We start from the raw sequence: 13,188 nt of genomic DNA on the forward strand, positions 1-13,188 counted from the left end.
CGCATAATCTAACATTAAAATTTTATATAAAATTTCTAAGAAAGTGAGTCAATTTTGCGGTATAACAAGAGGTTCTGCAGGGAAAAATATCGTTTGCTGTTAACAAAGGAGTTGGTGTATATTTCGTTTGAGATCTATAATTCGTTGTTTGGAGAGGTTGAAATAATAACAAAATGGTTTTTGGGTTAATAAAATTACCCTCAAAAAGAACACTCAGTGCTGATAAAAAGCGGCTTCTAGAAAACTTTTTCTCTCTATCGGCCCTTCAGGGAGCAAATTACATATTACCTTTAATTACCTTGCCTTATCTTGTAAGGGTGTTAGGACCATCAAAATATGGGCTCATTGTCTTTGCACAGGCTTTTATCCAATATTTCAATATCCTAACGGATTACGGCTTTAATTTATCAGCAACTAGAGAAATTTCTATCAATAGAAAAGATAAGGAGAAGGTTTCTGAAATATTTTGCTCTGTAATAATTATAAAGTTTGGTTTGCTTATTTTGTCTCTCATGATCATGACAATTATTGTCTTTTTCTTTGGAAAGTTTAAGAAGGATTGGTTGCTTTATTACCTGACTTTTGGAACGGTTATAGGACAAGTTATATTCCCTGTATGGTTTTTCCAGGGAATGGAAAGAATGAAATATATCACCTTTTTAAACATAACGGCAAAACTGATTTTTACGGTTTCTATTTTTATTTTTGTCCACAATGTTTCAGATTATATCTATGTGCCTTTGATAAACTCTCTGGGTTTTATAGTTGCTGGGATACTTGCTTTATGGATTGTTTTTAGGGAATTTAAGGTTGAATTCTATATTCCAAACATTTCTATAGTTTTGAGTTATTTAAAAGATAGCACTCAATTTTTTTTGTCGAGAGTTTCAGTTTCGGTTTATACAATTAGTAATACTTTCATTATTGGCATATTACTAGGTAATAAGATGGTTGGCTTCTATTCCGCTTCAGAAAAAATATTTCGAGCATTAGTGGGACTATATCAACCCCTTAATAATGCTTTATATCCATATATATCCAAAATGAAGGATATGAAACTTTTTAAAAAGATATTTTATATAATTAGTTTGGTGAATATGTTTCTATGGGGAATAGTACTTGTTTTTAGTAATAATATAGTTGAAATATTATATGGAGGCGGTTTTAATATATCTAGTGCACTATTAAAAATCTTTTCTGTTCTTGGGATAATAATGTGTCCAACTATTCTAATTGGATACCCCTTTGTTGCAGCTTTAGGGTATCCTGAATATGCTAATTATAGTGTTATAGTTGCTTCTTTTATTCATTTAATTTTATTACTAATAATATCCCCTGTTATAAATATATATTTAGTTGCCTTTATAACTATATTTAGCCAAATGTTTGTGCTACTAATTAGATTTTATGGTATAAAAAAGCACAATTTATGGAAGGAAAAATGTGTGGGATAGTCGGGATTATTAATATTCACAATAAAAGAAAATTGCCTGAGAATATTTTTTTTAAAATGTTAAATTCTATGGTGCATCGTGGTCCAGACGATAGTGGAATATTTAGTGATGAAAATGTGTATTTAGGTCATAGAAGGTTAGCTATATTAGATTTGTCAAAATCAGGAAACCAACCTATGAAATCTTTAAATGGAGATGTGTGGATTACATATAATGGAGAGGTTTATAATTTTTTAGAATTAAAAGATGATTTATTGTTGAAAGCATATAAATTTAAATCTAGAACAGATAGTGAGGTTGTACTTAATTTGTATTTAGAATATGGTATTGATTTTCTTGAAAAACTTAGAGGTATGTTTGCATTTGCAATATATGATAAGAGAAAAAATAAGGTGTTCGTTGTTAGAGATAGACTAGGAATTAAACCTTTATATTACTCTATTTTTGATGAAAAATTTATCTTCTCGTCAGAGATAAAGAGTATTTTGCTTTATCCGCACTTCCCACGGGTAGCTAATAATATAGGAATCTCTAGTTACTTAAGTTATAGGTATCCCATTAAAAATTTGACTTTATTTGATATGATATATTCTCTTGAACCTGGTCATTATATAGAAATAAATATTAATAAAAGAACTTATAGTATTTTCAAGTACTGGGATATTGAGGTGAATATTGAGGGACAAAATAAAGGAGAAGAATTTTATATTGAAAATTTAAAACAGTTATTGGAAGAATCGGTTAAATACAGAATGATCTCGGATGTCCCTATAGGATCGTACTTAAGTGGAGGGTTAGATTCAAGCATTATTGTTTCAATAATGTCGAATTTAAGTGGATTTCCAGTAAAAACTTTTACTATAGGGTTTGAAGAAGAAGGTTATAATGAATTTAAATATGCAAGAAAAGTAGCGAGTCTGTATGGAACTGAACATAATGAAATATTATTGAGGGGTAAAAATTATATTAATGAAATGTTGGAGTTAATTGATTATAAAGATTCTCCTTTAAGTGTTGCTAATGAACCTGCATTATACGCTATGTCAAAGGAATTAAAAAAATACATAACAGTGGTGCTTTCTGGAGAGGGTTCAGATGAAATATTCGGAGGTTATGGAAGAATATTCAGAAGTCCTTTTGACTATGAACGAATGAATTTATTTTTGAATAATCAGGAATTATATAAGGAACACGTGATTTCTCTAATGACTAATAATTTAATTGCTAAATATGGCAAGTTGAGATTTCAAAATGAGGTTCACTTCTTTCTAAGTTTATATCAATATATAAATTGGGAAGATAAAGAAAAATTTTTATCTAAAGATTTTTTAAAGACTATAAATTTTGATAATCAGTTAAAAGAAATATTCTACGAAACTTTTGATAAAATTAAATATAATAACTTATATACGAAGTTTATGTATACTTTTGAAAAAATACATATAGTAGGTCTATTACATAGGTTAGATGTAACTACAATGGCTACCTCTGTAGAAGCAAGAGTCCCTTTTGTAGATCATAAATTAGTAGAATTTGCTTTTAAAATTCCTTATAAATATAAGCTAAGATGGAAATCAAAATTGCACAAAATAGCAGCTAATATATATAATTCAGAACAAGTTAGTGAGAAATATGATATCCCAAAATATATTTTGAAAAAGGCCTATGAAAAAAAATTACCGTCAGAAGTAGTTTGGAGAAAAAAAATGGGATTTCCTGTACCAGTTCATAAATGGTTTGGAGATAATTTCAAGGAGGTTACAAAAGAGATACTTTTATCTAAAGAAGCTCGGGAAAGGGGTATCTATAATGTAAAATTTTTAGAGCTTTTTCTAAATAAAGATTTTTTAAAGCATGATCATAAAATGGGGTTAAAAGTTTGGATGTTATTAAATCTAGAATTATGGTATAAAAAATATATAGACGAGCTTAACACACAATGGAACAGTTAAAAATAGCTATACTTCAATTAAACACTACAACAAATATAAAAAATAATTTCAATAAAAATATAGCTTATATAAAAGTTGATGAAGGTGATTCAATATTATTTCCAGAATGCTCCTTAATAGGGAAAGAACTGCTTTTTTACCAGATAAAACTTATTGATTTTATAAATAAAAATAAGAAGACGGTGGTTTTTGGTTCGATTTTAAAAAACAAAAAAAGAGAATTATTTAATTCTGCATTTGTAGTTAGTAATAATTCAATCATAATTTATAAAAAAATAATTTGACTGAAGAAGAAAGAGAAATTTTTAAGAAAGGAGATAAATTAGTTATTTTTGAATTAAAAGGGAAAAAAGGTTCCTACAATCTCCAGAAATCAGTTTAATATAAAGCCTTTTAATAAATTGAAAAATAAAGAAGTGGAAATTATACTCATCTTGAGTGCTCTTATAATACAGAAAATATAAGAGGGAAAAAGTATAAAAATGCGGCTGTTCCTATTACAAGAGCAATCGATTTTAGAGTATCTGTTGTAAAAACAAATTCTGTAGAGTTATTAATATAAATTATCTCATGGAAACAGTTTATCTGTAAATAAAAATGAAAGGATAATTACATTACTAGATGATTTGAATGAACAATTTGTTGAACTAACCTTAATATTAGCTTAGACTAAAAATAATGAAGGAGGTATTAGTGTGAACCTTTTTATTCTAGCAGCTGGCAAAGGGGAAAGATTGTGGCCTTTGACAAAGAATACTCCCAAATCCTTGTTAGATTTAGGAGATGGCACAACATTACTTAATAGGCAATTATCAAGCGCTATTAATTCAAAAATATTTAATGAAATATTTTTAATCACAGGATACTTACATGAGAAAATTGAAGAAGCAATAAAGAAATATCAATCTAGTGTAAATATTAATACAATTTATAATCCATTTTACGATATAACCAATAATCTAGTCTCATTATGGACAGCTAGATGTGAGCTATCAAAAGATGATTTTATGATAACTAACGGTGATAACTTGTATAAAAATCATGTGGTTAAAAAAGTTTTTAACTACTTTCATCAACACTCAGAAGTGATAGCTATAACTATCAGCTATAAAAACGCATATGACGAAGACGACATGAAGGTTACTTTAGATCAAAATAAAAATGTGCGAAGAGTCCACAAAGAAATACCTCTCGAAAAAGTTCAAGCCGAATCAGTTGGTTTAGCTATTGTAAAAGGCAAAAATAGCAGACAAGATTTTGTTAATGCTATACTTGATATGGTAAAATATAAGAATAAACTTAATATTTATTGGTTAGATATTTTTAATTTTCTAATTGAAAACGGAAAAGCCATCAGTACAGTAGAAATAGATAGGGATGATTGGAAGGAAATGGATTTTCATCCAGATAGGGAAATTTTAAGAAAATTAATATTAGAAGAAAAGATGTTCTAAATTTAAAGGAGGTATGTAAAAGTAATGAACAGTTTTGTTAGAAAGGTTGGAAAATTTATTATATTTCTATTAATTGCCTTGTTAGGGAATACTATATTAAATATAGTATTAGTTGCACCCCGTTCTAAAAAAAGAGTTTTGTTTATAGGTAATAATGGTAAATTTAGAGATAACGTAAAATATCTTTATTTATTTAAAGAAAATTACAAATTAGAAAAATATTTTCTTACCTTAAATAAAAAATATTATTTTTCCCTGAAAGATAGATTGGAAAATGTGGTATTAATTCCGTCCTTAAAAGGTTTTTTTTTGTTAATAACCTCAAAATATATAGTAGTAGATAATATAAACTGGAGTTTAGTCTTTAAAGGTTTAATTTATTTTCTAACAAAGAAAAGTTTAAAAGTTCAGCTATGGCATGGTTATCCCATAAAGAAAATTGAATATGACAATAAAAAAGATATAACCTTACAACGATGTAAAAAACGTGAGACATTTATAGATTGGATTTTGTATTTTTTTTACAAAACGCGATGTATAAATTATGATTTTTTATTAATTCCAACTAAAAACACTAAGATGATCAGTATTTTTAATCGAGCTTTTGAATTTAAATTTAGAATAGTTGCTGGTTATCCAAGGAATGAATATTTATTATATCCAAATAGATTTAAAAATTGGGATAACTTTATAGATTTAAATTATTATCAATCAATTAGCTCTCTAAAAAGTTCTAACAAGAAAATTGTGGGATTCTTACCAACATTTAGAGATAATGGTAGTATTGTTCTTAATGAGGATGAATTAGCAGAGTTAGATAATTTTGCAAAGGATCAAAATGTTATTTTTGTTATAAAGCCACATCCCTGGGATTTAGCTTTTGAGAAATTTTTAAAAAAAAGGAGTTTCTCAAATATATTACGAATAGAAAGGGATGAAGATATTTATCCTTACTTAAAGGAGTTCGATATGTTAATCAGTGATATTTCATCAATAGTATTTGACTTTTTGTTATTGGATAAGCCTATTATTCACTATTTTCCCGATAAGAAAGAATATCTAAAAGGTACGAGAGATACCTACTTTGATTTAGAAGAAATTAAAGTAAGTCCTTTATGTGAAAATGTGAAAGAGCTATGTGAAAACATAAAAGAATTATTAATAACTGATGTTTATAAAAATAAGCGTAGAAAAATAAAAGATATGATATTTGGCAATATTGAACATAATAGTAATTATATTTATAGGACAATTCTACAATGTTGAATTATCTAATCATAGGCTCTGGTTTAGCTGGTTCTGTAATAGCAGAAAGAATATCAACTATTTTAAATAAAAAAGTTTTAATAATTGAAAAAAGAAACCACATTGGTGGAAACTGTTATGACTATAAAGACGAAAATGGAATAATAGTTCACAAATATGGACCTCATCTTTTTCATACAAATTGCAAAGAAGTTTTTGATTATATTTCAAATTTTACAGACTGGCATATATATCAGCACAGAGTATTAGCGTTTATAGACGGTAAAAAAGTCCCAATCCCATTTAACTTAAATAGTCTTTATTTGGTATTTCCCGAAACTCTTGCAAGAAGGATTGAAGAAAAATTATTGAAAAGATATCATTACAATTCAAAAGTGCCTATTTTAGAACTTAAAAAGGAAAATGATGAAGACTTAAAATTTCTCGCAGAATATATTTATCAAAAAATTTTCCTAAACTATACAGCCAAGCAATGGGGAATGAAACCAGAAGAGATAGACCCGGAAGTTACTGCAAGAGTTCCAGTCTTTATAGGAAAGGATGATAGATATTTTACTGACACATATCAAGCTGTCCCTACCGGAGGTTATACCAAGATATTTGAGAGGATGTTAGACCATCCAAACATAAAACTTATGCTGAGTACTGATTTTAAAGAGGTTATGAATGTGGATATAGAGAGTAGAAAGATTTACTTTTTAGGGCAAGAAATTAAAGGAAAAGTAATCTTTACTGGTATGATCGATGAACTTTTTGATTATAAATTTGGAGAACTTCCTTATCGTTCACTTGATTTAAGGTTTGAAACCTTAGATAAGGAGTGGTTTCAGGAAGTTCCAACTGTTAATTATCCAAATGATTGTGATTTTACACGGATAACGGAATTTAAGCACATTCACCCTGTAGATACAAAAAGAACAGTTATTCTTAAAGAGTATCCAAAACAATATAAAACTGGCAAAGACATGCCATATTACCCATTTTTTACAAAAGAAAATAGAGAGCTTTATAATAAGTATAAAGAGCTAGCAGAAAAATTTGAAAATCTTATTTTAGTAGGTAGACTTGCAGAATATAGGTATTTTGATATGGATGATGTTGTGAAAAGAGCTTTAGAAATTTTTGAAGGGAAAGTAAGATGACAAATGATCAAAGGGAGACTGTTTGTGCGGTTGTAGTCACTTATAATCGTAAGAACTTACTTATTGAATGTTTAGAAGCTTTACGAAAGCAAACAAGGCCAGTACAAGGTATTTATTTAATAGATAATGCATCAACAGATAGAACTCCTAATTTCCTATTGGAAAAAGGATATATAAAAGAATTACCTCCGGAGAATTTAAAAGAGCATTGGGAAAAGGAATTTAAAATAAAAAATCTAACAGATGGAAATTCTATTAAATTATATTATGTAAGAATGCACGAAAATACTGGAGGAGCCGGAGGTTTTCATGAAGGAGTTAAAAGGACCTATGAAAAAGGTTATGATTGGTTGTGGTTGATGGATGACGATGTGGAACCTGAAAAAAAAGCATTAGAAATATTATTAAGATTTAAATTGATTTCTTGTTTTATACATCCAAGAAGAAAAGATATAAATAGTAACATTTATCCCTGGGAAGGATATATTGATTTAATGACGGGCCTTAGAGTAAATATGGATGATTTCTCGTTCAAAAACAATAAATCTTATTCATGCGTCAACATAGCTTGTTTTGAAGGGGCTCTGATTAATAAGAAAATTATCGAAAAAATAGGTTTTCCAGATAAACGTTTTTTTTTAGGCTATGATGATACAGTTTATGGTTTGTTAGCGTCAAAATATACCAATGTGATTTTAATAAAAAATCCTTTAATGATCAGAAAAGTTATTAAATCAAAAAAATATACCACCACATTTTCTTATTTTTTAATAAGAAATCTTTTTCTACTTAAAAAGTTTTTAAACGAAATATATCCTTTAGAAAAATATTTTTTGTCGAGAAAAATATTTTTTACATTAGAATTGTTAAGATTAAGTTATCTTACAATTAAGGAAAACAAATGGAATGCATTACCTATAATCGTCAAAGCTATTAAAGATGGCTTAAAATTGCTTAGAAAAAACTAAAACTAATAATAAACTAGTTATGAAATTTAAGATATTAATATCGACAACTGATGATAAATTCTTTAAAAGAAACTATACTCCTCCTGCAGATTGTCTTATAATAAACCAATTAATAAATATAGATAAAAGCTATTATGACTTACCGCAAGTATTTTCCTTTAAAGAGAAAGGAATATCTAAAAGTAGAAATAGAGCTTTAGAAGTTAGTGATTGTAATATTGCTTTAATAAGTGATGATGACGTAACATATGTACCTAATATTGAAGAAATTATCAAAACAGCTTTTAAGAATTATACAGATGCAGATATAATAACATTTCAAATAAAAACCCCTACAGGTGAATTATATAAAAACTATAAAACAAAACCTTTTAACCATAATTTACGTACCATAATGCGTGTATCCTCTATAGAAATGGCGATAAAAGTAAACTCTATTAAAAAAGTCGGAATTAAATTTGACCAAAATTTTGGACTAGGCTCTAAATACCCAACAGGAGAGGAAAACATATTTATAAGTGATGCACTGAGTAAACGACTAAGAATCATGTATATTCCTATACCCATTGTAGTTCACCCTAAAAAAAACTTAGTTAAAATATTTAACCATAACCCTAAATTAATACAAGCTAAAGGAGCCGTGTTTTATCGAATTTTTAATAAAACAGGATATTTAGTGTCATTTTTGTTTGCGCTAAAAAACTATAAGTATTCCAAATATAGTTTTTGGGAATTTTACAAAATTATGCTAAAAGGTATTCATGATTATAAGTTAGAAGTAAATAGGTAAAAAGGAAAAATTTTCTGAAGTGGTGTTCTATCTTTAGATCTCTTAGAAAATTAAGGCTTTTATAGTAGTAATAACTACCTCCACTATATCAGGAGAGATGGCTAGTTTTTAAATGAAAAGAAAAAGCCGTTTTCTATTTTAATATAGACGTATATGAGTTATGAAAATATGGATTTTTAATCATTATGCCAATATACCTAACTATCCAGGGGGAACTAGGCACTTTGATTTAGCAAGATATTTAGTTAGTAAAGGGCATCAAGTTACAATTTTTGCTTCAAGCTATCACTATTTACTACTTAAAGAATTGAAAATTTATCCAAATACTTTCTATTTGGAAGAAAACATAAATGGAATAAATTTTGTATGGATCAAAACACATCCCTATAAAAAAAATGATTTAAAACGGTTACTTAATATGCTGTCATACGCGATAAATACATATAGGATAAGAAATGATTTTGATAAATCTGACATTATAATTGGTTCAACAGTACATCCATTTGCTGCCTATAGTGCTTCCCTTATAGCTAAAAAACTAAATGTTCCTTTCATTTTTGAAATAAGAGACCTATGGCCCCAAACATTTATTGATATTGGTATTTGGAAAGAGAAAAGTTTAAAAAGCAAATTTTTCAAAAAAATAGAAGAAATGACTATTCGCAATTCTAATGGAATTATTATTTTATCTCCTTTGACTGAAGAATATATAAGAAGAAACTATAGCTTTTATAAAGAAGAAATAAAATATATACCAAATGGAGTTTGTATAGATCGATATAATACTTATTTGTCAAATGAAAAAATTATAGAAAATAAAACAATTCATTTTATAACACAGTTAAAAAAATACGGAAACTTTATCTTAATGTTTACTGGAGCTTTAGTAAAATCAAATAACCTAAAGTTCCTTATAGAAACAGCAAAACTTTTGATAGAATATAAGAATATAAAATTAATTCTAGTGGGTAATGGTACTGAAAAAGAATCTATTGAAAGACTTATCAAACAGTTTAATTTAGATAATGTCTATATTTTAGAACCTGTCAAAAAGGCTTATGTGCCCAATTTATTAGAGCTTGCAGATGTCCTTTTATTAATTCAAGATAAGGTTATGTGGGGGAGTATGAACAAACTATTTGACTACATGGCAGCAGGTAGACCTATATTAATTTCTACATTTGCAGAACACAATAATCCAATTATACAAATACAAAAAGGTATATATGTACCTCCTAGTAATGTCGATAAAATGAAAAATGCTATATTAAATATATATAGTATGCCGTCAAGTAAACGTGAGAATTTTGGAAAATTTTTTAGAACATATGTAGAAAAAAATCATTCTATAGAAAAACTATCAATAAGATTAGAAAACTTTTGTTTTCAAACAATAAGACGTTTTAGATCATATAAGAATAAACTTAGGTAGAATTTATAAATTAAAAATGATATCATTGAATCTATATATGTGGATATGACCTATAATTTATTTAATGAATAAAAAAATTAAATTGTAAGCATGACAACTCTCGTATTATATACAGACAGGTAGAAATTCTAAATCTATAAATAATGAACATTCAGAAAAAAAGTAGTAGTGAAATAGAAAAAATATATTATCGAAAGTCACTTTTATAAAAAAATTTTAATAAAAAATTAAGTGATATGCTGAATAATGATTAAAATTGATAGAGTTCATAAATATTCATACTTAGTTTATAACCATATTTATAACTATTAAAACAAAGACTTTTCTATTTATTATTAGTATTAGATTGGTTTATTACATCAATAGTATTAGTATATCCTGCGACAGAGTACATAAGAAAATAAAAAAAATTTTATGGCTACTATAGATCTTTTTAATCTTGCAAATAAAATTAAAATTTTACTAACCAACTCAAATTTAAGAGAAAAATTTGGCAAATATTCTAGGGAAAAGGCTGTAAAAGAGTTTGATATAAAAATAATTGTTAAGCAATATTTAGAACTTTATGATGAAATAATATATGTACAAAAAGTTATTTAAACCTATCTTTGACAAGCTCTTGGCTTTAATTTTGATAATTGTTTTTTCCCCTGTTATAATACTTGTTGCAATATTGATTTATTTTTGGGATGGAAAGCCAATATTTTTTATTCAAGAGCGGCCTGGTTATAAAGAAAAAATTTTTAAAATTTACAAATTTAGGACAATGACAAATGAAAGAGACAAAAATGGAAATCTTTTACCCGATGATAAGAGATTAAAAGGCACTGGTAAAATAATAAGGAGCTTAAGTCTTGATGAATTACCGCAATTATTTAATGTGTTGAAAGGGGATATGAGTTTTGTAGGACCTAGACCTTTGTTAGTTGAATATTTGCCATTATATAATGAGAGGCAGAGAAAAAGACACGATGTAAAACCTGGTATCACTGGTCTTGCTCAGGTTATGGGAAGAAATGCAATTAGCTGGAAAGAAAAGTTTGAATATGACGTTTATTATGTTGAAAATTTATCTTTTTTTCTTGATCTGAAAATAATTTTTCTCACAATATGGAAAGTGATATCGCGAGAAGGTATATCTCAAAAAGGCAGAGCTACCATGGAGAAGTTTAATGGGAACAACTAATATTTATATTTATGGTGCAAGTGGTCATGGAAAAGTTGTGCTGGATGTAGCTCTTCGGTTAAGATATAACGTAAAAGGATTTATTGATGACGATGAAAGAAAAAAAGAATTTCTTAATTTCTTGGTTTATAGATTATCTGAAATTGATAATTTTAATGATGTAGGAATAGCTTTAGGTGTTGGAAATAATAAAGCTAGAGAATTAGTTTATGGGAAAATAATGGGTAAAGAACTAACAATATCTACTTTGATTGATAGTAGTGCAGTGGTATCCAAGTATGCTATTATAGACAGTGGGACAGTGATATTCCCCAACGCTGTTGTTAATAACTCTGCTTACTTAGGTAAGGGTTGTATAATTAATACAGGAGCGATTATCGAGCATGATTGTGTGGTGAGTGATTTTGTTCATATTTCTCCAAATGCTGCTCTTGCGGGAGGAGTAAAGGTTGGTAAGTATACCCAAATAGGCATTGGAGCAAGTGTAAAGCAAAATATAGTCATAGGAGATAATGTAATTGTGGGGGCGGGAGCTGTAGTAGTAAAAAATATACCTGATAATGTAATTGTGGTAGGAAACCCAGGGAGGATAATTAGAAAAAATGGATAATCAAATTTTTCTCTCCCCACCTTATCAGAGTGGAAAAGAGCTGAAGTATATAAAAAAAGTTTTAGATACCAATTATCTCGCACCAGTTGGTGAATTTATTGACAGATTTGAAAAGGCAGTTTGTGAATATACCGGTGCTAAATATGCAGTGGCAGTGTCATCAGGGACTGCTGCCATTCACCTTGCGCTTAGAACACTTGGTATTGGCAAAGGGGATTATGTATTAGCATCAACATTTACATTTATAGGTTCTGTTGTACCTATTTTATATCAAAATGCTATACCTATATTTGTAGATAGTGATTATGAGACCTGGAATATTGACCCAAATTTATTAGAAGATGCGATAATAGATTTAAAACAAAAGAAAATTAAGCCAAAGGCTTTAATTTTGACACATATTTACGGTCAATCTTCTGATATGGATTCAATCATAGAAATCTGCGAAAAATACGGTATTATACTAATTGAAGATGCTGCTGAATCCTTGGGTGCAACATATAAAGAAAAATACACAGGTACTTTTGGTAAAGCTGGTATTTATTCCTTTAATGGAAATAAAATTATTACCACCTCAGGCGGAGGTATGCTTGTAACAGATGACGAAGAGACTGCAAAGAACGCAAGGTTTTACTCTACGCAGGCAAAAGAGAATAAAATTTGGTATGAGCACAAAGAGTATGGTTATAACTATAGAATGAGTAATTTACTTGCAGCAGTGGGATTAGCTCAGCTTGAGAATATCGACTATAGGGTACAAAAGAGGCGCAAAATTTTTCAAAGATATAAAGATTTACTTTCTGATGTTGATGAGATTGAATTTATGCCTGAGCTTCATGGTGCCAAAGGAAATAGATGGCTTACAACGATCACTTTTAAAAAGTCTGATCCATTTGAAATTGTAAAAAAAACAAGAGAAGCTAATATAGAGACA

General features: G+C 28.2%; 13 protein-coding genes. All 13 read left to right on the top strand.

Annotated features, from left to right (window positions below; all coding sequences use genetic code 11):
* Positions 1–173 precede the first annotated feature (173 nt).
* The gene (gene rfbX, locus ACYQ0O_RS11035) at positions 174–1,454 is read left to right on the top strand and encodes an oligosaccharide flippase family protein (protein WP_459893023.1); all 1,281 of its coding nucleotides are present in this window, start codon (positions 174–176) and stop codon (positions 1,452–1,454) included.
* On the top strand, positions 1,430–3,406 hold the full coding sequence (gene asnB, locus ACYQ0O_RS11040) for an asparagine synthase (glutamine-hydrolyzing) (protein ID WP_459893025.1): 1,977 nt from the start codon (positions 1,430–1,432) through the stop codon (positions 3,404–3,406). Before rfbX ends, asnB begins: the two co-directional genes overlap by 25 nt.
* Positions 3,394–3,690 (top strand): hypothetical protein, encoded by a 297-nt coding sequence (locus ACYQ0O_RS11045; RefSeq protein ID WP_459893027.1) that lies wholly within the window; start codon positions 3,394–3,396, stop codon positions 3,688–3,690. Before asnB ends, ACYQ0O_RS11045 begins: the two co-directional genes overlap by 13 nt.
* A gap of 411 nt (positions 3,691–4,101) precedes the next feature.
* The gene (locus ACYQ0O_RS11050) at positions 4,102–4,860 is read left to right on the top strand and encodes a phosphocholine cytidylyltransferase family protein (RefSeq protein ID WP_459893029.1); all 759 of its coding nucleotides are present in this window, start codon (positions 4,102–4,104) and stop codon (positions 4,858–4,860) included.
* Between the two features lie 24 nt (positions 4,861–4,884).
* Positions 4,885–6,126: a CDP-glycerol glycerophosphotransferase family protein gene (locus ACYQ0O_RS11055; protein WP_459893031.1), complete on the top strand. Its 1,242-nt coding sequence runs from the start codon at positions 4,885–4,887 to the stop codon at positions 6,124–6,126.
* Complete coding sequence (glf, locus tag ACYQ0O_RS11060) at positions 6,120–7,268, top strand: UDP-galactopyranose mutase (protein WP_459893033.1); 1,149 nt, start codon at positions 6,120–6,122, stop codon at positions 7,266–7,268. Before ACYQ0O_RS11055 ends, glf begins: the two co-directional genes overlap by 7 nt.
* Positions 7,265–8,236, top strand: coding sequence for a glycosyltransferase family 2 protein (locus ACYQ0O_RS11065; protein ID WP_459893035.1), 972 nt, complete (start codon positions 7,265–7,267; stop codon positions 8,234–8,236). The genes glf and ACYQ0O_RS11065 overlap by 4 nt, the downstream gene beginning before the upstream one ends.
* A gap of 19 nt (positions 8,237–8,255) precedes the next feature.
* Entirely contained in the window at positions 8,256–9,026 is a 771-nt protein-coding gene (locus ACYQ0O_RS11070; protein WP_459893037.1) for a glycosyltransferase family A protein, read from the top strand.
* A gap of 160 nt (positions 9,027–9,186) precedes the next feature.
* Positions 9,187–10,458 carry a glycosyltransferase family 4 protein gene (locus tag ACYQ0O_RS11075; protein WP_459893039.1) on the top strand — a complete coding sequence of 424 codons (1,272 nt, stop codon included), beginning with the start codon at positions 9,187–9,189 and terminating at the stop codon, positions 10,456–10,458.
* 414 nt (positions 10,459–10,872) lie between these two features.
* Positions 10,873–11,058, top strand: coding sequence for a glycosyltransferase family protein (locus ACYQ0O_RS11080; RefSeq protein WP_075070215.1), 186 nt, complete (start codon positions 10,873–10,875; stop codon positions 11,056–11,058).
* Positions 11,039–11,644: a sugar transferase gene (locus ACYQ0O_RS11085; protein ID WP_459893041.1), complete on the top strand. Its 606-nt coding sequence runs from the start codon at positions 11,039–11,041 to the stop codon at positions 11,642–11,644. Before ACYQ0O_RS11080 ends, ACYQ0O_RS11085 begins: the two co-directional genes overlap by 20 nt.
* Complete coding sequence (locus ACYQ0O_RS11090; protein WP_459893043.1) at positions 11,631–12,254, top strand: acetyltransferase; 624 nt, start codon at positions 11,631–11,633, stop codon at positions 12,252–12,254. The genes ACYQ0O_RS11085 and ACYQ0O_RS11090 overlap by 14 nt, the downstream gene beginning before the upstream one ends.
* Positions 12,247–13,188, top strand: a 942-nt coding sequence (locus tag ACYQ0O_RS11095; protein WP_459893045.1) for an aminotransferase class I/II-fold pyridoxal phosphate-dependent enzyme, incomplete at its 3' end; no start/stop codon positions are given. The genes ACYQ0O_RS11090 and ACYQ0O_RS11095, both read left to right, overlap by 8 nt.

This window comes from Desulfothermus okinawensis JCM 13304 (assembly GCF_054654515.1).

Coding starts and splice junctions, on each gene's coding strand:
- ACYQ0O_RS11080 (WP_075070215.1), top strand. CDS start 10,873: ATGGCTACTATAGATCTTTTTAATCTTGCAAATAAAATTAAAATTTTA.
- ACYQ0O_RS11070 (WP_459893037.1), top strand. CDS start 8,256: ATGAAATTTAAGATATTAATATCGACAACTGATGATAAATTCTTTAAA.
- ACYQ0O_RS11065 (WP_459893035.1), top strand. CDS start 7,265: ATGACAAATGATCAAAGGGAGACTGTTTGTGCGGTTGTAGTCACTTAT.
- ACYQ0O_RS11055 (WP_459893031.1), top strand. CDS start 4,885: ATGAACAGTTTTGTTAGAAAGGTTGGAAAATTTATTATATTTCTATTA.
- glf (WP_459893033.1), top strand. CDS start 6,120: ATGTTGAATTATCTAATCATAGGCTCTGGTTTAGCTGGTTCTGTAATA.
- ACYQ0O_RS11075 (WP_459893039.1), top strand. CDS start 9,187: ATGAAAATATGGATTTTTAATCATTATGCCAATATACCTAACTATCCA.
- ACYQ0O_RS11045 (WP_459893027.1), top strand. CDS start 3,394: ATGGAACAGTTAAAAATAGCTATACTTCAATTAAACACTACAACAAAT.
- rfbX (WP_459893023.1), top strand. CDS start 174: ATGGTTTTTGGGTTAATAAAATTACCCTCAAAAAGAACACTCAGTGCT.
- ACYQ0O_RS11090 (WP_459893043.1), top strand. CDS start 11,631: ATGGGAACAACTAATATTTATATTTATGGTGCAAGTGGTCATGGAAAA.
- ACYQ0O_RS11085 (WP_459893041.1), top strand. CDS start 11,039: ATGTACAAAAAGTTATTTAAACCTATCTTTGACAAGCTCTTGGCTTTA.
- asnB (WP_459893025.1), top strand. CDS start 1,430: ATGGAAGGAAAAATGTGTGGGATAGTCGGGATTATTAATATTCACAAT.